Origin of the sequence: Sporolactobacillus terrae, from assembly GCF_019930545.1 — a bacterium.
Classification (GTDB): domain Bacteria; phylum Bacillota; class Bacilli; order Bacillales; family Sporolactobacillaceae; genus Sporolactobacillus; species Sporolactobacillus terrae.
Genome location: NZ_CP082837.1, coordinates 777,624 through 796,818, shown reverse-complemented (window position 1 = coordinate 796,818; position 19,195 = coordinate 777,624). Strand labels below are relative to the sequence as shown.

The 19,195-nt window shown below is 44.6% G+C and carries 20 protein-coding genes; 4 read left to right on the top strand and 16 right to left on the bottom strand.

What is annotated here, in order from left to right:
- Positions 1 to 3: 3 nt before the first annotated feature.
- Positions 4 to 1,017: a SepM family pheromone-processing serine protease gene (locus tag K7399_RS03605; RefSeq protein WP_028977865.1), complete on the bottom strand. Its 1,014-nt coding sequence runs from the start codon at positions 1,015 to 1,017 to the stop codon at positions 4 to 6.
- 181 nt (positions 1,018 to 1,198) lie between these two features.
- Between K7399_RS03605 and ylbJ the strand changes: the two genes are divergently transcribed.
- Positions 1,199 to 2,401, top strand: coding sequence for a sporulation integral membrane protein YlbJ (ylbJ, locus tag K7399_RS03600; RefSeq protein WP_028977864.1), 1,203 nt, complete (start codon positions 1,199 to 1,201; stop codon positions 2,399 to 2,401).
- Here the strand turns inward: ylbJ and coaD are convergent.
- The 10 genes from coaD to cyoE all read right to left on the bottom strand — a co-directional run bounded on the left by coaD (position 2,390) and on the right by cyoE (position 9,062).
- Positions 2,390 to 2,890 (bottom strand): pantetheine-phosphate adenylyltransferase, encoded by a 501-nt coding sequence (gene coaD, locus K7399_RS03595; RefSeq protein WP_028977863.1) that lies wholly within the window; start codon positions 2,888 to 2,890, stop codon positions 2,390 to 2,392. The two genes, ylbJ and coaD, sit on opposite strands and share 12 nt — an antisense overlap.
- The gene (gene rsmD / locus K7399_RS03590) at positions 2,883 to 3,467 is read right to left on the bottom strand and encodes a 16S rRNA (guanine(966)-N(2))-methyltransferase RsmD (RefSeq protein ID WP_028977862.1); all 585 of its coding nucleotides are present in this window, start codon (positions 3,465 to 3,467) and stop codon (positions 2,883 to 2,885) included. The genes coaD and rsmD overlap by 8 nt, the downstream gene beginning before the upstream one ends.
- Before the next feature lie 409 nt (positions 3,468 to 3,876).
- Positions 3,877 to 4,164: a YlbG family protein gene (locus K7399_RS03585; RefSeq protein ID WP_028977861.1), complete on the bottom strand. Its 288-nt coding sequence runs from the start codon at positions 4,162 to 4,164 to the stop codon at positions 3,877 to 3,879.
- Between the two features lie 140 nt (positions 4,165 to 4,304).
- The gene (locus K7399_RS03580; RefSeq protein WP_028977860.1) at positions 4,305 to 4,742 is read right to left on the bottom strand and encodes a YlbF/YmcA family competence regulator; all 438 of its coding nucleotides are present in this window, start codon (positions 4,740 to 4,742) and stop codon (positions 4,305 to 4,307) included.
- A gap of 86 nt (positions 4,743 to 4,828) precedes the next feature.
- Positions 4,829 to 5,071 carry a YlbE-like family protein gene (locus K7399_RS03575; RefSeq protein ID WP_028977859.1) on the bottom strand — a complete coding sequence of 81 codons (243 nt, stop codon included), beginning with the start codon at positions 5,069 to 5,071 and terminating at the stop codon, positions 4,829 to 4,831.
- A gap of 5 nt (positions 5,072 to 5,076) precedes the next feature.
- A complete protein-coding gene (ylbD, locus tag K7399_RS03570; protein WP_051578075.1) occupies positions 5,077 to 5,520 on the bottom strand; it encodes a YlbD family protein in 444 nt (147 codons plus the stop codon).
- Between the two features lie 101 nt (positions 5,521 to 5,621).
- Positions 5,622 to 6,698, bottom strand: a complete 1,077-nt coding sequence (locus tag K7399_RS03565; RefSeq protein ID WP_223362478.1) for a CAP domain-containing protein — start codon at positions 6,696 to 6,698, stop codon at positions 5,622 to 5,624.
- Positions 6,699 to 6,776: 78 nt separating this feature from the next.
- Positions 6,777 to 7,304 carry a hypothetical protein gene (locus K7399_RS03560; RefSeq protein ID WP_028977857.1) on the bottom strand — a complete coding sequence of 176 codons (528 nt, stop codon included), beginning with the start codon at positions 7,302 to 7,304 and terminating at the stop codon, positions 6,777 to 6,779.
- 127 nt (positions 7,305 to 7,431) lie between these two features.
- A complete protein-coding gene (locus K7399_RS03555) occupies positions 7,432 to 7,920 on the bottom strand; it encodes a GNAT family N-acetyltransferase (RefSeq protein ID WP_028977856.1) in 489 nt (162 codons plus the stop codon).
- A gap of 218 nt (positions 7,921 to 8,138) precedes the next feature.
- Positions 8,139 to 9,062, bottom strand: coding sequence for a heme o synthase (cyoE, locus tag K7399_RS03550; protein WP_201770059.1), 924 nt, complete (start codon positions 9,060 to 9,062; stop codon positions 8,139 to 8,141).
- A gap of 330 nt (positions 9,063 to 9,392) precedes the next feature.
- Here cyoE and K7399_RS03545 point away from each other — a divergent pair, with 330 nt between their 5' ends.
- Positions 9,393 to 10,301: a COX15/CtaA family protein gene (locus K7399_RS03545; RefSeq protein WP_028977853.1), complete on the top strand. Its 909-nt coding sequence runs from the start codon at positions 9,393 to 9,395 to the stop codon at positions 10,299 to 10,301.
- Positions 10,302 to 10,368: 67 nt separating this feature from the next.
- Here the strand turns inward: K7399_RS03545 and pyc are convergent, their stop codons facing one another.
- The 3 genes from pyc to K7399_RS03530 all read right to left on the bottom strand — a co-directional run bounded on the left by pyc (position 10,369) and on the right by K7399_RS03530 (position 15,391).
- Positions 10,369 to 13,812 (bottom strand): pyruvate carboxylase, encoded by a 3,444-nt coding sequence (pyc, locus tag K7399_RS03540; protein WP_028977852.1) that lies wholly within the window; start codon positions 13,810 to 13,812, stop codon positions 10,369 to 10,371.
- The gene (locus K7399_RS03535; RefSeq protein WP_028977851.1) at positions 13,793 to 14,953 is read right to left on the bottom strand and encodes an FtsW/RodA/SpoVE family cell cycle protein; all 1,161 of its coding nucleotides are present in this window, start codon (positions 14,951 to 14,953) and stop codon (positions 13,793 to 13,795) included. Before K7399_RS03535 ends, pyc begins: the two co-directional genes overlap by 20 nt.
- Before the next feature lie 156 nt (positions 14,954 to 15,109).
- Positions 15,110 to 15,391: an Fpa/YlaN family protein gene (locus K7399_RS03530; protein ID WP_010024900.1), complete on the bottom strand. Its 282-nt coding sequence runs from the start codon at positions 15,389 to 15,391 to the stop codon at positions 15,110 to 15,112.
- 177 nt (positions 15,392 to 15,568) lie between these two features.
- On the opposite strand from K7399_RS03530, the gene K7399_RS03525 reads away from it, so the two are divergent.
- Positions 15,569 to 15,781 (top strand): YlaI family protein, encoded by a 213-nt coding sequence (locus tag K7399_RS03525; protein ID WP_028977850.1) that lies wholly within the window; start codon positions 15,569 to 15,571, stop codon positions 15,779 to 15,781.
- 318 nt (positions 15,782 to 16,099) lie between these two features.
- Here the strand turns inward: K7399_RS03525 and typA are convergent, their stop codons facing one another.
- Entirely contained in the window at positions 16,100 to 17,953 is a 1,854-nt protein-coding gene (gene typA, locus K7399_RS03520; RefSeq protein WP_028977849.1) for a translational GTPase TypA, read from the bottom strand.
- 195 nt (positions 17,954 to 18,148) lie between these two features.
- On the opposite strand from typA, the gene K7399_RS03515 reads away from it, so the two are divergent.
- Positions 18,149 to 18,331: a hypothetical protein gene (locus K7399_RS03515; RefSeq protein ID WP_037563890.1), complete on the top strand. Its 183-nt coding sequence runs from the start codon at positions 18,149 to 18,151 to the stop codon at positions 18,329 to 18,331.
- Here K7399_RS03515 and K7399_RS03510 read toward each other — a convergent pair.
- Positions 18,328 to 19,173 (bottom strand): inositol monophosphatase family protein, encoded by an 846-nt coding sequence (locus K7399_RS03510; protein ID WP_028977848.1) that lies wholly within the window; start codon positions 19,171 to 19,173, stop codon positions 18,328 to 18,330. The genes K7399_RS03515 and K7399_RS03510 overlap by 4 nt on opposite strands.
- Positions 19,174 to 19,195: the final 22 nt, after the last annotated feature.

Below are 19,195 nucleotides of genomic sequence, written 5' to 3'. Positions count from 1 at the left end.
GCGTCATTGTTCCAGATACTCAATGGCTTCTTTAAATGTCGCGACCTTTACAATTTTCATTCTTGTATGGATATCTTTTGCCGTCTTCCGAGCAGTCTCATATTCATGATCGGCCGCAGGGGCAAAAAAGATATCCGCACCCGATCTGGACGCCCCGACTACTTTCTCAGCAATCCCTCCAATGGGTCCGACTTGGCCGTTTAAGCCAATTGTTCCGGTGCCAGCAATGTCTCTTCCTCTTGCAAGGTTTTCCGGGACCAACTGATCGTATACTTCCAGTGTCATCATCAGCCCGGCAGAAGGTCCGCCAATATTTTCTATGTCGAAGTTTACTTTAGGACTCACCTGAACTTTGACATGATTATCTTGGTAGATTCCAATCCCCCAGCCTCTGCCTGCCCCAACATATTGTTTTGGGAATGGTGCAGATCTTACGGTTACGTTCCTGACTCGATGACCGCGCATTAGCGTCACTCGATAGGTGTCGCCAAGCTTCTTCATCTTTATTACGCGATCCATATCCTGCACAGTTTTAATGGTTTGACCGTCTACCCCTGTAATCAGATCCCCTGTCTTAAGCACTTTGCTGCTTGGCATCCCTTGCATGACACCGAGGACGAGTACTCCGGCTTCCGTTAATTTCGGCGCCTTGCCCGCAGCTTTGTAAGCAACATAGGCTGCTGACTGCTGGGCACTGCTCATATAGTTTTGCTGACGCAAATTATAATCCTGCTCATCCTCTTCAGGCATTTTAACCTGATTTTCTTTAACCAACGTTGTGTATTTATTCCGATCGAATTTCGCCCATAAGTATTGGTAAATATTCGCTTTTCCTAAATAGATATAGACAAGACGGTAGGCTCCGTCAACTTTTTTTGCTCCGGTCACCTGAACCATTTTCGCCATTGATTCTGCTTTTCCCGGACGTTGCACATAATAAGGCGTACTGACAAAGTTAAGCCCGAGGAGCACAACAGCAGCAATGATCAAGGTCCACTTTATCACTCTTCTCCGCAAAAAAACGCCGCCTCCTTCAGTTACAAAATTTCGATTGAGAGAATCACCTTTGTGATTATATGTAGTATGCGCTTATTTATTTTTGATCATCGATTGGTCTATCAGCGAAGATCGAAACGTATAGTTAGTGTCATAACGGACAAGTCATAGATACGCTGAAAATTGCAGGTGAACCCAATCAATGAATCAATCAAAAACATTTACTTATTTGCTTGCGACCGGCTCAGTTTCCCTTGTCGCACTTATGGTTTGCTATCCCGAAGTTGCTGTCGGCGGTTCGATCAAGGGATTAACCATTTGGTGGAACCAAGTATTTCCGGCATTATTCCCATTCTTTGTGCTTGCAGAATTGATGATCAGTTTCGGTGTTGTCAATTTTGCCGGTATTTTGATGGAACCACTGATGCGGCCGATTTTTCGCTTACCGGGAATCGGCGGGTTTGTTTTAATGATGGGAGTTGTCTCTGGCTTCCCTGCTGGCGCACGCATCACAGCCGACCTTTATAAAGACAAGAAACTAACCAAATCCGAAGCAGAACGGTTGGCGAGCTTCACAAATTTCAGCAACCCGCTCTTTATTTTTAGTGTTACCGCTGTTCAGTTCTTTCACCAAGCCTCACTTGGGATTATTTTCGCGCTTTCCCATTATCTTGGCAATCTTTGTGTCGGTTTAACCATGCGCTTCTTCAGTAAAAGCAAAAAAAAGACAAGTACCATCCAGGTCCGCTCACGATTTGTATATGCACTTGAGCGTATGCACCAAGAACGTCTTGCGCGCAATCAGCCGTTCGGGAAAAAAATAGGCGATGCCGTCGTATCATCCGTTTCGACACTGCTTGCCATCGGTGGTTTCATCGCTCTTTTTTCAATGTTGTATCAATTATTCCTCAACATTGGTGCAATCAACCTCTTGGGAGAAGTCCTCAGCATATGTTTCAAATGGATTGGCTTTTCACCCGAGCTTGGTTCAGCGGTGATTCCGGGGCTTTTCGAATTGACAATCGGCGACAAATCGGTTGCCGAGTTAACATCGGTGCCGCTCATTGAACAAGTTGTCGTTGTTTCTGGCTTGCTTGGCTTTTGCGGCTTTTCCATTCAAGCCCAAGCAGTCAGTATTCTTTCTCAAGCAGGACTCCGTTCTCGTCTGTTCTTAATAGGACGCATCCTGCAAATGATCTATTCATCCATCGCTGCATTCTTTCTCTTTCACGTATTCCCTACAAGCAGCGGCATTGAAACAACAACCGCGTTCAGTCAGAACGTAAGTGCTCTGACACACCACGCAGTTGTTTGGGGACCGACGCTTACATTCGTTATGCTCATTATCTTTATCGTGCTCCAGTTGCACAGGGTTTGTTCACACAGTCATCATTTAAATGGATGACCTGCCGCTGCTGAACTTTGCTTCTAACGCTTGCTCCACCTGAGCGGGTACGAGTTCATGAACCGATCCATGGTACATTGCAGCTTCTTTAACCATACTTGAACTCAGAAAAGAATACCGATTACTCGTCATCATAAAACAGGTTTCAATTTTCGGGTTCAAATGTTTATTAATTGAGGCAATTTGCAGTTCATATTCAAAGTCGGAAATGGCGCGCAGCCCTCTCAACACAACGCTGACCTTTTTCTTTTGTACATAATCCACAAGGAGACCTTCGAAAGAATCAACCGTCACCGAATCCAAATGCGCTGTAGCTTTCTTGAGCATGTCGACACGTTCCTCAACCGTAAAGAGCGGGTGCTTAGACGCATTATTCAGTACAGCAATAATGACATGGTCAAAAACCGTAAGCCCGCGTTTGAGAATATCTAAATGTCCATAGGTCACCGGATCAAAACTGCCCGGATAAACCGCAATTCGTTCACTCACCCGAAACACTTCCCTTTTCAGATCGGCAGATATAGATCGATACTGCCGTTTGCCCCTGATAGGTTCGATATTTTTCCCGACTTAGCCGTTCATGAAAAAATTCAGGAAGCTCAATTCCCGTTTCATGCTCTGCAACAACAACCGCATGGTCAGCCAGCAAATCCTTTTCAATGAGTGTTTCGATGTCCAATCGAATGTGTTGCTTTGCATAAGGAGGATCTAAAAAAACCAAATCAAATCTCATTTGATCATTGCTTAGCTGCTCCAGAGCACGTGTTGCATCAAGTTTAAGCACTTTCGAACGATTCTCACAGCGGCATAGCGCGATGTTTTCACGAATCGTCTGACATGCTGCTCCCGCCCGGTCAACAAAAACTGCCGCACGCGCACCGCGACTGAGTGCCTCAATGCCCAGAGCCCCGCTTCCTCCATAGAGATCAAGAACAGCACCTCCATCAAAGAAAGGACCAATCATATTAAAAATCGTTTCTTTTACTTTATCCGTCGTCGGGCGTGTCATTCGCCCATTCACAGCTTTCAGCCGTCGTCCTTTGTTTTCTCCTGAAATCACTCGCATGAATCGACCCTCCACTTGAAGATATACCGGATAAGAATCAATCTTCCATAGACGATTGATCTTACTAGCCGAAGAAACAAAAAAAACGCATGTCCGCCTCAGCCCTGTCACACACACAATCAATTACCATGTATATAATTTCATTGCATGGTGAATACTAGCTTTTGGCAACATCCTAGAGAGATGTTGGCCCAACCGCGGATGCTTACGTTTCCCCATAAGTTTTCCGCCGGTTTCTCCTCTCCCATTGTCTTGCATCTTTTTTGATGCGTAAAGACAGCCCGCAGTTTGCCTGCGGGTTTTTTCTTTTTTTAAATTTACTCCATTTTATCCGCCACGTTCATGACAATCATCGCTTCAATTGCGGACCACTTCATTCCGCTTGTCCGCTGCTGTTAAACGCTAACGATCAGCGTACTTGCTCGCGCATAAGCCTCTCGTCGCGTTCCTCAGCTCTGCTTTTTCCCTTTTCATAGGTCGTCCTAACCTCTTGCATATGCGACACATCCACTGCTTTAACAAATTTTAATTTAAGCAGCTGATTCAAGGTTTTTTTTGTTTGCTCATGATCGCAATAAAGAAGCGCATATTTCATTCGTTTTGAAATGTAATGCACATAACCATAACGCCGAAGCACACGTAAATATTTTGTATTATAAAGCCAGACAATAATTCCGTCTCTGTTCTGAATCCCCACTGAAACACACCACCCCTTTGTTTCCGGTCCTTTAAGGGTTTATACTCAGGAACAATCCGCACACGCGCTTAATGATCCATAAGCAGAAACCCAGCTTCTCTCTGAGCATCATCGAAACAATAGAAACGGATGTCTTAACGTTAATGACAGCCGCATTTTCCACCTGATCCGCAGCCGCTGCCACACGAGCGGTCAAAAAACGGATCTCCAGTCGGTACTTTTATTGATTTAGAAACGGCATATGCCAAAACCTTGCTTAATTCACCAAGGAGATCGTTTAACTGTTTCTCCTGCTGTTTATAGGCCGCAATCGAAGGATGCGTGTCAAGCTCACGCTTCATTTGCATCATTTCTTTAATCACTTTCTTGTAATCGGGATGATATCTGCCAAACCGCTGCACTTCATCGTACCGATCTCTCACTTTTAAGAAAGCACGAACAAGTTCTTGCGCTTTTTGATCACGTTCAACATTACGTTTGCTCTCTAAATAGCTCACATAGGGCTCCGACTGAATCATCATCGCAGCAAGCTCGTCTGCCTCATCCAAAAGCGAGATATTTTCCAATGTTCCAATCATCTCGAACACCTCCAGTTCTATTAAAATATACAACAAATGGACGCAAAGTGCCATTCATCGATTCGAATGCCGGCCGATTGGTTGGACTATGCTTTCTTTTCCGCCATGGCCTCCGCCATCGCAACGAACATACTCATCATACTCGCCCGCTGATTAAAACGATCCAACCGCTGACTGAATGTTCGGCCATAAAAAAGATCCGCCGCTGATTTAAGTCTTTGGACTTCCAACGGCGATCTGCTCAACGTCCGGTACCATTCCGGATGCATGCGCACAAATAGTTTTAGATCAGCATTCTGGTCTAAATAGGCCTGAATTTCTTTTCTCATCGGGCTCAATCCCTTCGAAAGAAAAATGGATTTTGTGCAGGTGCAGACGGATGTTCGGTTTGATTTGGCTGTTCTTGATTGTTGGTGCTATTTTGTGGATCCTGATCGCTATTTTGACGAAACTGCCCGATAAATGATTGAATGCCGGTGATCGCACCGCTTATGGTTTCAAGCCTTTCCTGCCACTGTTTTGTATCAATATTATCCACAACCTTCAAGACTTTATGAAAAGAAAACGCTGGATGACTTTTTTCATCGTCATCTTCACTTGATTTTTCTTTTAAGCCGTATTTTTCCCATACCTCATGAGATTCGCCGAAAATGACCCAATCATCAAACACATCTCTCCACTTTATGTCATTCTTATGAACATATGCCACAATCTCAGGATGATTTCGAAGAAATGTTTTAAAGCGACCAATCGCAGCGTTTGTCTTTTCCTCTGCCATGAGGACACACTCCTTCCCGTATCGGAACTCCTACATTTATCATAGTCATCCCCTGAGAAAATGGTGCATCAGTACATGATAAAAAAGCCCTTGGTCCATGCTTATGGATTAAGGGGGGTGACAAAATCTTGAGTATAATAATTTTTATACGATCCAACGCCCAGTTCTGTAAATACGTCGTTTAAGAGATTTTTACGATGATCAATGCTGTTTAACCAGCCAAGACTTACCGCAGCCGCATCGGGATACCGGGCAGCGATGTTCTCTCCCGCCGTTTGAAAATAAACGTTTTGCCGATCAAGACGTGTCTTAAGGTCGCCCGACCACTTTGAATCATGTGAGAAGTAATTTCTGGTTTGCATTTCTTTACTATGCTGATAGGCTGCCTGATGGGCCTGTTTATTCCACTTAAGCATAGGCTTGTTAAAACGCAAACGCATGACATTGCTGATGTCAAAGATCTCTTGGTCTTCTGCTTGATTTACAGCTATCCATTCTTTATCATTTAAGTTCGGTGTTTTCGGCAGCTGTCCTTGATAGGTCATTGAATAAGGATGCTGCGCGGCGAGAACACCCGTCGTCATATAGCGGACACCAATCAAACGATCCGAGACATGATCAAAGTTTAATTGTACCCAGTCCTTGCCAAATTTCATTAAGGGACGAATCATCATATCCTCTTCATTTAGCTCAAAATTTATTCTTGTTCCATTATAATTGAAGGAAAGATCGGCTTCGATCGGCACCTTTTCATATATTTTTTGAGAAGCTTCGCCGATGGCGAATGGATTTAGTTTCAGTTGTTTTCCAAGTGCATAGATCGTTGTGACGCGATCCGTTTTCACATCAATGCCTACTTGTACATAGTTTTCACTTTCTCTTCCGTAGATAAACCAGCGGTAGCCGAACTTGGTCGGATCAACACGTTCCGGCTTTCCAAGCATTTTGCTCAACTGCTTCTCCGACTTGCCCATGAGCGTATGGATACCGCTTTCCGGTACCTTAAAGCTCGACTTTGACGGCAGAGACAACTTTTGATTTGTCGAAGGGTGATCCGGATATTCAGAAGGCAGACTGACCAAGCTGATTATGAAGGTACCCGCAAAGACGGCTACGGCAATGAAAAAGATAATCACATTCGTTCTTCTGATCTTCCATCCCCCCTTAATACTTGGCAACCTCTACCATTATAGCAAGTCTTGCAATTTACAGATAAACGATCCGCTCCAGAGCACGGTTAAAGGGGTATTGCCCAGCTATTTATCTGCGGCGCGGTCACGATACAAAACAATCCAGACCTGTCCGTTTCTTCCCGATGCATAGCCCACCCCGATGCGAGAAAGATGCGCTGATTGCAGAAGCTTGGCATCTGCTGTATCACGCAGAATCTGAGCAGCGTCCATGGGTCTTCTATTGCGCTGCATTTTCAAGACATGAACACTGCCCGGATGATAACCCAAGTCGCTCAACATCGTTTCAATGTTCCCCTTTTCCGCTGAATCTTGGGATGCAAGTTGCTGCGCGACGATGCGTGACGCACGAAACAAGTCCCAATCCGGTTCAGCAGGCTTTTGATGGGATGCGTTACGTTGCCGCTGAACCTGATTAAGTATCTCTCGTTCCTGGTCAGCGACTGGAGAAATTTGACGTTCCTCTTGGGTGGTCGCGGTTGTTTTCGCCGACACAGGATGCCACGCTTGTACGTAGAGAATCATGCCCGCGACCCAGAATGAGAGAATAATAAGGATTGTACAGCTTTTTTTAAACGAGACTGGTAGTTTCAACTCGGCTTAACCTCCCTTGACTTTCCAGTCCCATTCTGTCCCATTCCTCACATTGATAAACCCGTAAACGACCGATATATCATTTACTTTAACACTTTTAAAAAAGTTCCATCCGAATTATTGTTCCTCATTCCTTTTTTAGGCACTTTGCCATGTAGAACGCATCGACCATGGCTCCATCTCGTTGAAAGGCTTCTTTGCGTATCCCCTCTACACTATATCCTGAAGTTCCAAAAAGCAGCAGAGCGGCTCGGTTCTCATAACCCACACAAGCTTCAAGACGAAAAATATCATGCCCATGTGCCCATTGCTCTGCCTTCTCGAGAATCATTTTTCCATAACCATTGCCTCGAAACGCCTTCAACACGCCGATGCTTAGCGATGCGCAATGCTTTATTTCAGGTGCTGAATGACCCTGTATGGCAATAAAACCTATCATTTGCTTCTCCTTTACCGCAATAAAACAGGTGGTCTGCGATCGATGGCGCTGAACAGGTTTGCATTGATTAAGCCAATTCGATTCAAGCCCAAGCATCCAGGTTTCTTCATGAATCGGTCTGTACACGTCGATCAACTGGTTGGCATTTTGTTCATTCACTTCAATTAAGTTCAGCATCGCTTGCCCTCCTCATCATCAATCATATTAAATGTATGAACGTGGAAGAGGACATATGTTAGGCCGTTGCAGTGATCCAAAGGTCTCATAGCGCAGCTGCAGGTCAGGGACCATTCCAGAGGAACAGGAGGAGACCGCTATTTTCTCGAGCTTTTTCTTCACTGTAAAAAAGAGCCGAAAGCATGCGCCTCCGACTCATTAATGATGCAATAAGTAGATCATAACAATGCTGCAACGATCATCAATAAAAAGAGCAGCATCATATAATTCAGTGAATAAACAAACATCAGCTTTGCCCACTTAATGGTATCTTTCGCTTTAAACCCGTATATCGCCAGCCCAAGCCAAGTAAAACTTAAAACCAATGCGCCTATAATGTAGATCGGTCCAAGCTCATAAAGAAGAAACGACGTTGGAACTAAAGCAGCTACATAGACAATCATTTGCCGCTTGGTTACCTCAAACCCTGCAACAACCGGAAGCATTGGAATTCCCGCCCGCCTATATTCTTCAACGCGCTTCATTGCAAGTGCAAGAAAATGGGGAGGCTGCCAAAGAAATAGGATAAGAAACATGATCCAAGGAATCGGCGAGTTAAGCGAAGGGTCAACGGCTGCCCATCCAATAATGGGCGGAACCGCTCCGGCTACACTGCCTACGACGGTATTCATCGAATGGCTTCTTTTCAGCCACAAGGTATATACCAGAACATAAACAAGCAGGCCCAGTAACCCGAATGCCGCTGCTGTTATTGATGCAGCAAGAAGCGCAACAAGGCCGAGCACGGACAAGGCAACCCCCATAACTAGTACGGTCTTTCCTGTCATTTTTCCGGTTGCCGACGGACGTTCATGCGTGCGCTCCATCAACGGATCAATGTCCCGATCAATATAATTATTCAGTGAACATCCTCCGCCAATCACAAGTGCTGTTCCAATGAGAACGAAGAGAATCTGCGGCCATACATCAAGCCAACTTGCTCCAGTAAAGTGCATCGCCAGCATAAGCCCGGAAAAAGTGGTAAAAAGATTAGAATCAACGATGCCAATCTTTACGGTCGTCAGTACATCGCGTACCATATCTCGCAAAGGCGTTGTATCATGCGATTCAATAGCCTGGCTAGAGGAGTCGATCATTTTCATCATAGAATGCCTTCTTTCTTATGCATAAAGGGATAAGCTGTTTTTTTATTAAATAAACCGTGTTGACTAACAGCAAACAAAACGCGTCGTCTAACACATCGTTCCCATTTAATTATAAAGGAACGGCTCCGATTTGTCTTATGTAATACTCAATGATTTACATCACTATTTTTCATTCATTTATCGGATTTTTGATGAAAATGCAGCCTTTTTTAAGGCCAAAGCCTTTGAATTTGAGCGAAATATGCAAGCAGCTCGGCAAAATTTGATAGAATGGAACCATGCGGTTAACAAATCGCAATCTGCAAAAACAGAAAATCAGGTGATTCTATGCGTTCTACATGGTTAAAAATGATCAGCGTTGCCGGTACACTTGCTGTACTGATTGTTGTATTGATGGGGGCACTCGTAACGAATACCGGCTCGGAATATGGCTGCGGAAATAATTGGCCGCTTTGCAATGGAAAAGTCATTCCGGATGCGCAAACCCACCATACTTGGATTGAGTATAGTCATCGCGTTGTTTCAGGACTAGCCTCACTTCTTGTCGTTGCCCAAGCCGTTTGGGTATGGATTCGTTTCAAACACGTATGGGGCATGCGTTTTCTAGCTTGTTCCTCTGTCTTTTTTATTTTTTTACAAGCATTTCTTGGCATGGCTGCCGTCGTTTGGGGACAGTCCTCCGTTGTCCTTGCACTTCATTTTGGTATTTCACTGCTCTCATTTGCAAGCATGGTTCTTTTGACCTGTCTCGTTTTTGAACAAGTCAATCCGAATCGTTATCGGATCAATCTCTCCGTGCGGACGCCAATGAAATGGAATTTTATTTTATTAGGCATTTATACTTATCTCTTGGTTTATTCAGGTGCTTTTGTCCGCCATACCGAATCAAGTCTGGGATGTACCGATTTTCCGCTCTGCAATGGGCACTTGTTCCCTGAACCATGGATGAGTAAGGCAGGGGTTCAGTATTTACATCGCGCCCTTGCATTAATTTTGCTTGTCTGGTTAATCGGAACACTGATTGCAGCAATAAAGCGGTACAAGAGTCAAGAACAACTATCAAATCTGCTCTTTATCATTCTTATTTTGGTATTTCTTCAAGCGGTAGCAGGGATATTCATTATCACCACGAAGATGAATTTACTCTTTTTATTGCTTCATGCATTCTTTGTAACCGGATATTTTGGCATTTTAACCATCCTCATTTTGTTTGGCTGCCGTCCAGAAAAAAAATAATAATGCTGTACAACAAGAAAAGAGCCGGGGGAAATTCCCCCGGCTCTTTCTTATCCAATTCTTTACATTAGCTTAACTCAATCATCAAATCCCCAGTTTCGATTACATCGTTCTCATTAACATGTATCTTTTTAACGGTCCCATCCATTGAAGCCTGGACGGTTGTTTCCATCTTCATTGCCTCAGTAACGAGCAGATGGTCGCCCTTCTTCACACGCTCTCCGGAAGATACAAGAACTTTAACGACCGTACCTGGCATGGAAGCACCAATTTGATGTGGATTATCTTTCTCAGCTTTTTCATGCGCCGTTTCAGATGATTGGACATTCACATCTTTCACCGATACTTCGCGCGGCTGTCCGTTTAATTCATAGTACAAAGTCCGCGTTCCGTCCTTTTGTGGATGGCCGATTGAAATTAATTTAACGACAAGCATCTTACCTTCTTCAATCGTTACCGATACTTCTTCACCTAAACGAAGGCCATAGAAGAAGGTCGGCGTACTAAGCACCGTATTTTCTCCAAACGTATCGCAAAAATGCAGATAGTCTGTATAGACCTTAGGATAAAGCGCCGCAGAAAGCACTTCATGAAATTTAAATTTACGTTCAAATTTTTCTTCAAGGCGTGCCTGAATATCGTCAAAATTAATCGGCTCAAGATTTTTTCCTGGTCGATCGGTCAACGGCTTTTTGCCTTTCAGAACAATACGCTGCAATTCCCTCGGAAAACCCTGATACGGCTGGCCAAGTTCACCCATAAAGAAGTTAACCACAGAGTCAGGGAAGTCAAGCGTCTGGCCTTTTTCATAGATGCTGTCTTCATTGAGATTATTTTGCACCATATACAAGGTCATATCGCCAACCACTTTGGAAGATGGTGTCACCTTAACAATGTCGCCAAACAGCAAATTGACACGCCGGTACATATCTTTAACTTCTTCGAAACGGTCGCCTAGTCCCACCGCAATCGCTTGTTGCTTCAGATTGCTGTACTGACCGCCTGGCATCTCCAACTTATAAATCTCTGCATTCGAGGTTTTCATGCCGCTTTCGAACGGGAAGTAACAGGCGCGTACTTTTTCCCAATAATGACTGAGCGATTCCAAAGCGTCAATTGATAGGTCCGGTCTGCGGTCATTCGCACTGAGCGCATAATACAGCGAATTGACACTCGGCTGAGACGTCATCCCTGCCATCGCTTCAATCGCAACGTCAACAATGTCAACACCCGCTTCAATGGCTCGGACATAAGTATAAATACCGTTTCCGCTTGTGTCATGTGTATGAAGATGGATCGGAATATCAACCGTATCCTTCAATTCGGCAATCAACCGATACGCTGCCTCAGGTTTGAGCAGTCCCGCCATATCTTTAATACCGAGAATATGTGCGCCGGCGTTTTCAAGTTCCTTAGCCATCTTTTTATAATAATCAATCGTGTATTTGGTACGTAATCCATCAAGAATGTCACCGGTGTAACACATTGTGCCTTCGGCAATCTTCCCGCTTTCAATGACCGCATCAAGGGAAACACGCATCCCCTCAATCCAGTTCAGGCTGTCAAAAACACGGAACACATCGACACCATGTTTTGCCGCTTCTTTGACAAATGCTTTGATGAGGTTATCCGGATAATTCTTGTATCCGACAGCATTCGATCCGCGTAAAAGCATTTGCAGCAAGATATTCGGCATCTTGGCTCTGATCTTATGCAGCCGTTCCCAAGGATCTTCTCTTAAGAAACGATACGCGGTATCAAAGGTTGCACCGCCCCAAGCTTCTTCTGAAAACAAATGAGGCAGAAGATGTGCCGTTTGTGCCGTGACACGAATAATGTCCTTGGTCCGCATCCTTGTGGCGAGCAAGCTTTGGTGTGCGTCACGGAATGTCGTATCCGTAAGCAGTACCTTTTTTTGTGCTTTAACCCATTCAGAAACGCCTTTAGGGCCCTTCTCTTCTAAAATTTGTTTTGTGCCGCCCGGATAGGGATCCGATAATTTCACATCCGGAATTGGCGGAACATCAAAGATCGGTTTCTTATTCTTTGCAATTCCCGGATAACCGTTAACCGTTACATTGCCAATATAGCTCAGCATCTTCGTTCCGCGATCCAATATTTTTTCAAAAACAAACAGTTCCGGTGTTGTATCAATAAAGGTTGTCGAAACATTGCCCTCGAGAAAATCAGGGTGTTTGACCACGTTAATTAGAAACGGAATATTGGTTTTAATCCCGCGAATCCTAAATTCCTTTAGGTTACGCAGCATTTTTACCGCAGCACTTTTAAAGCTGCGCGCCGATGTTGACAGTTTGACGAGTAGCGAATCATAGTAGGGTGTAATCACGGAACCTGTGAACGCATTGCCAGCGTCCAGACGAACACCGAAACCGCCCCCGCTCCGATAAGCAACAATTTTACCTGTGTCGGGCATAAATTGGTTGCTTGGATCTTCTGTTGTAACACGGCATTGAATCGCATAGCCGTAAGTATGAATCTCTTTTTGTTCTGGAATCAGTACCGGATCCTCGTGAAGACCATAACCTTCAGCAATCAGAATCTGCGAGGAGACAATATCGATTCCGGTAATTAATTCTGTTATTGTATGTTCAACCTGAACACGCGGATTTACTTCAATAAAGTAAAACTGGCCATTTGGCGTAACCAAAAATTCAACCGTTCCCGCGTTTAAGTAATTAACACTCTTCATTAGACGAACGGCAGCTTCACAAATCTCATGACGTAGTTTCTCACCTAGTCCTCGACTTGGTGCCACTTCGACCACTTTCTGATGACGGCGCTGAACCGAACAGTCCCGCTCATAGAGATGAACGATCTCGCCTGACTGATCTGCCATAATCTGAACCTCGATATGACGTGGGTGATCCAGATATTTTTCAACGTAGACATCTTCTTTTCCGAATGTCTGCTTTGCCTCGGAGGTTGCGCGTGCATAAGCTTCCTCAACACCCTGCGCACTGCGGACAATACGCATTCCGCGTCCGCCGCCGCCGAGCACCGCTTTAATTATAATTGGGTAACCATGTTTTTCACCAAAATTTTTGACATCTTCAACAGAAGACACAGGTCCACCCGATCCAGGGATAACCGGGATATTTGCATTAAGCGCTGCTTCTCTGGCAGCAGCTTTATCACCGAATGTGGTCAGATGTTCCGGACGCGGACCGACAAAAATAATGCCTTCTTCTTCACAACGGCGCGCAAATTCGGCATTTTCAGAGAGAAAACCGTATCCTGGATGAATTGCATCCACATGATGCGTTTTTGCCACTTCAATGATGCTGTCAATATCTAAGTACGCTTCAATCGGATTTTTTCCTTTACCGACCAAATACGATTCATCAGCTTTATAGCGATGATAGGAGCTGATATCTTCCTTGGAATAAATGGCAACCGTTCGGATACCGAGTTCCGTACAGGCACGACAAATTCTGATTGCAATCTCACCACGGTTAGCAATTAGCAATCGTTTAATTTTTCGCTTTAACATTCTCTCTCTTCCCTTCTATTTGGCTCGACCTTTTTAAATTAACAAACCCAGAGATGTTCATTAAAACGCAGATTGAAAAAACCATTGTGATCAGCGAAGAACCACCATAGCTGACAAAAGGCAGAGTTACCCCGGTAATCGGTAAAAGACCGGTAGCAGCTCCCAAATTTACAAACGTTTGAATTGCAAGCATACTTGAGATCCCAATAGCAAGCAAACTGCCGAATACATCTTTGCAGCGGATTGCGATCACGAATCCCTTAAACACAAGATAAGCAATACATAATACAACAAACAAAATACCTAATAAGCCAAGTTCTTCCCCAATGATTGAGATAATGAAATCCGTTTGGGGTTCCGGCAAGAAGCCCGTTTTTTCAATACTCTGACCAAGACCTCTTCCCGTCAATCCTCCTGAAGCAATAGCTATATATGAATTGATCAACTGCCGACCCGTCTTATCCGCAACGGAAAACGGATCATAGGCAGCTGTAAATCGCCCGAGTTGGTTGCCGCTTAATGCAAAATGGTAAACGCCGATAACCGCGACAGCAGAAAGCGAACCCAAAAAGAGTAAATGCTTCGTTCTAAGTCCTGCACAAAGCACCATCACCGTGGATATCATCATCAGAATCATTGCTGTACCAAAATCCGGTTGCTTCGCAATCATAAAAAAGAAAATCATAATAACGATGAGTGGCGGCGCAACAGATGTTTTGAAATCAGCGATCATATTCTGTTTATTCGAAAATACGGAAGCTAAATAGAGAATAACTGTAATTTTTACTAATTCAGCAGGCTGAAGATTAAACGATCCAAGTCGTAACCATGATTGTGCATTGTTAACAGTACTTCCCAAAGCATATAACAAGAGCAATAAAAAAAAGGATAGAAGAATCATCGGTTTTACAACTTTTCGATACGCCTTATATGGGACAACCATCCCCACAATGCCAACCGGCACCGCAAGAGCCGCCCATCTCAATTGATGAACAAAGAAATAGCTGGCCGGCTGCGGCGTAGAAAAAAAGATACGTGCCCAAACCGAACCCGCGCTATAGACCATGATCAACCCAAATCCGATCAAGAGCGACATGGTTACGAGTAAAGAATAGTCAATATGATGCAGCAGCTTTTTCAACGTAAGATCCACCCTATCTGATCCATTGTCATTACATCCAAGATCAATCGTTCTCGGAAGCAGGTTTCGAACAACAGGGTTTTCATACCTGGTGAACTGTGATAAAAAAGCCCAAACCTCACCTTCAGTTAGGGTATGAGTTTGAGCGCTTTGCTATTATTTATGTGTCGATGCCTCATGAAGGGCAGACACCTGTCGTTCAAGCGAACTCAGAAGTTCTTTTCCTTCATCTGCACGGACAACACCGAGACGCACCGCAAAATCAATTTCACGGGACAGACCGAACATTTGTGTGTCCAGCACTTCTTCGTACAGGGGGCACTGGGGCATCGTCAAGTTTTCCATTTGTACCCCGATCAGTTTCAGAATCTTCTGCGCGTCGGCCTGCAGCAATTCATAGGCTTTTTCACGTTTGCCTATCTTAATCTCGACTGACATATCTGCTCCCCCTTGTCTCAATTACTTGCCTAAAGTTTATCTTAACCTCTGTCCTGATAAAATGCAAGATTAATCACAGTCTACAAACGACCACCTGCGGGTTTGCAGTAGTCCGTGCGATCATTGCTTCGATTTCATTCCAAAACCTGCTATACTTAACTTAAGGAGGTTTTTTTCATGCAAGTCAAGTGTGCATTATGTGAAAAGATCTGCCAGCTGGATGATCAGTCGGCGATCGCAAAACGGCTAAAAAATAGACCGATCCACACGTATCTTTGCGATTCTTGCCATAAAAGAATCAGTGAACGAACGCGAGCACGCTGGGCCACCGGCAAATTCACACTGCACCTGCCTTCACACAGTAGCAAAAAGAAGGTTGGGCGTTCTTAAAAGTGTACGGTCCCATCGTATTCGATGACTGAGATCAAGTTCGTAACTAATTTTCTTAAAATAAAGCGATGCATGTTCTGCTCCCCCTATAAGATGGACACTAATCAGTCCGCTTAAGGGGGTTTTATATTCACGGAAGCTCCGCTGATTTTTCGACAGCCGCAAGGCCAAATCATCGGCTTTCTTTACTTGCAAAAAAACTCGGTGGTTGAAATCCGATTAACGATCGGATTTTCAACCACCGAGCAAAGCGTTTCATGCTGTGTTCAGTTTTTCGAAAACAGATCAAATCCATGATAAACTATTGATCTTATTTAATCAGCCGTTATACTTTGGAATCTTGCTTCCTCGGCGTTCAAAACGTTCACGTTCGCCCTTGTTCAAAATCTTCTTGCGCATCCGAACACTCTTAGGTGTAATTTCACAGTATTCATCATCATTCAAGTAAGAAAGTGAATCTTCAAGGGACAACTTACGCGCCTCTTTCAAAGTTACGGTTTGATCCTTGTTCGAAGAACGTACGTTGGACGCGTGTTTTGCTTTCGTAACATTCACAGTCAAATCATTTTCACGGTTATGTTCGCCAACGATCATGCCTTCATAAACATTAACACCGGGTCCGACGAACATCTCACCGCGATCCTCAAGTGCAGCAAGCGAATACGCCGTCGTTTGTCCTTGATCCATCGAAACCAGCACACCATTTCGGCGCCCGCCGATTTCTTCTTTGATAAACGGAGCAAAGTGATCAAAGGTATGGTTCAAGATACCGTAACCGCGTGTATCCGCCATAAACTGACGATTATAACCAATCAAACCGCGAGAAGGAATCATGAACGTCAGACGTGTCTGCCCCGGCTGTTCCTGACGCATATCTTTCAATTCGGCTTTGCGTTTCCCCATCGATTCAATGACTGCACCGACATATTCCTCCGGTACATCAATTTGAACGGATTCATACGGTTCGCACAGCTTGCCGTCAACTTCCTTTGTAATAACGCTCGGCTTCGATACAGATAGCTCGTAGCCTTCTCGGCGCATTGTTTCAATCAAGATCGACAAGTGAAGTTCCCCACGTCCAGAAACGATCCAGGAGTCATGCGAGTTCGATGCCGACTCAACTTTCAAGCTGACGTCGCGTTCCATTTCCGCCATGAGCCGATCTTCAATTTTTCGGCTTGTCACGTAGTCCCCTTCCTGACCTGCAAAAGGACTCGTATTAGGCAGAAAAGTCATTTTCAAGGTTGGTTCGTCAATGCGAAGCGGTTCAAGCGGATCAACGTGATCCACATCATTAATGGTATCGCCAATATCAATATCGGAAACACCGGTTATAGCGATAATATCACCGGAGCAAGCTTCTTGAATCTCCGTCCGTTTCAGGGCGTGATAGCCAAAAAGCTTGGTGATGCGGAACTTTTCAACACTTTCACCGGCATTTTTAACGAGTACAGCATCTTCTCCGACCTTGATCTTGCCTCGATAAATTCGGCCAATACCAATACGGCCGACATAGTCATTATAATCGAGCATCGTGACTTGGAACTGTAGGCTTTCGTCGCGATTGTCAACCGGTGCCGGAGCATACTTCAGAATCATATCCAGAACTACGCTCATATCTTGGTCAACATGTTCAGGATCTGTTCCTGCAACGCCATTTACCGCAGATGTATAAACAACCGGGAATTCAAGCTGATCCTCATCAGCTCCCAGATCAATAAACAAGTCAATCACTTCATCAACGACTTCTGCCGGACGAGCCATTGGCTTATCGATTTTGTTTACAACAACGATTGGTTTCAGATGTTCTTCCAGCGCTTTCTTTAATACAAAACGTGTTTGCGGCATGCAGCCTTCATAAGCGTCAACAAGCAGCAGAACGCCGTCAACCATTTTCATAATTCGTTCCACTTCGCCGCCAAAGTCTGCGTGTCCCGGTGTATCTACAATATTTATTGTATGGTCTTTGTAAGAGAGACTCGTATTCTTCGCCAGAATGGTAATGCCGCGTTCCCGTTCAATTGCATTTGAATCCATTGCCCGTTCATTAATGTGCTGATTTTTACGGAACGTCCCGGATTGCAACAACAGTTTATCCACTAATGTCGTTTTACCATGGTCGACGTGTGCAATAATCGCGATATTCCGCAATTCTTCCCTTAATTTTGTCATTTATTCCTTACTCTCCTCATCTTTTCCAATCGCTTCGCATAAATTAGCCGAAACATACACATGCAAATCATTTTCTCACAAGTCGCGTTCTATTGTCAATTTTTTCTGTGTCTATTGAAATTTTGTTTCGGCACGTCGGCAAAGCTTTTGTGCTTTTTTCGCTTTCGCTTTATGATGAACTTAGGAGGCGATTCAATGTTTCGTATCGGTTTATTCTCAGTCATCCTATGCACCACTGCAAGCTTGGGCGGAATCGTTGCAGGAATGATCCTCGGCCAGCCAATGCTTACTCTTCTCTCAGCATTTGCGGTCATTTTGTTTATGTGGGTCGGTTTTATGCTGAAGGCGATCCAGCAGAGAAGCCGAGGGCATGATTAATGATTATGCCCTCCATCAGGTTCACAGATGAACTTCCCACTCTGAATCTGTTTGCGTACATGTTCTGCAATAAAGTGATGGAGTCCCGGTCGAGCCGCAAGCACTGACGTCTTGCTCAGAATATTAAGCGGCTGACCATCTGCCCTAGAATAACTGCCGCCGACCTCTCGAAGCAGGATCAAGCCGGCACCGTAATCCCAAGGCGAAAGGCGCATTGTAAAATAGGCATCCAAATAACCGGCCGCTACATAAGCGAGTTCTAGAGACGCCGCTCCATAAGCCCGAGTCCCGCTGCACCGTTTAACAATTTCCATCATGGTTTCCTCGTGGATCATCCGGTTAGGCTTCAGCCAAGTCGCGCTAAGATCAATCAAACTGTTTTCAATCGTTACCGATGTCAGTGTCGCCAGCCTTTTCGTATTCTGATAAGCACCCTGGCCGCTTATACAATGGAAGAGTTCATCAGCCATCACATCGTAAATAAAAGCCGCACGCCCCTCCCCTTCCTCATATACGCCAATAGAAACAGCAAAGAAGCGCTTCTGCATCACAAAGTTCAGCGTCCCATCAATAGGATCAAGAAGCCAAAGCACACCATCTGTATCAGCCACTCCGTCACCGAAACCCTCTTCAGAAACAATTCGATCCCCAGGATACGCCGCACGGATCTTTTCAATAAGAAATTTTTCAATGTGACGATCCATATTTGTTACCAGATCATTATGTGCACTCTTCTCGCTGACTTCCAAAGGTGTTAACAGCGATGCACGCAGCTGTGTACCTGCCTCTTTGATCCATTGAATAACTTGCCGCTCAAGCGCGTCCCAGTCATGTTCCGTCATTTTTCTGTCAACTCCTGATTCT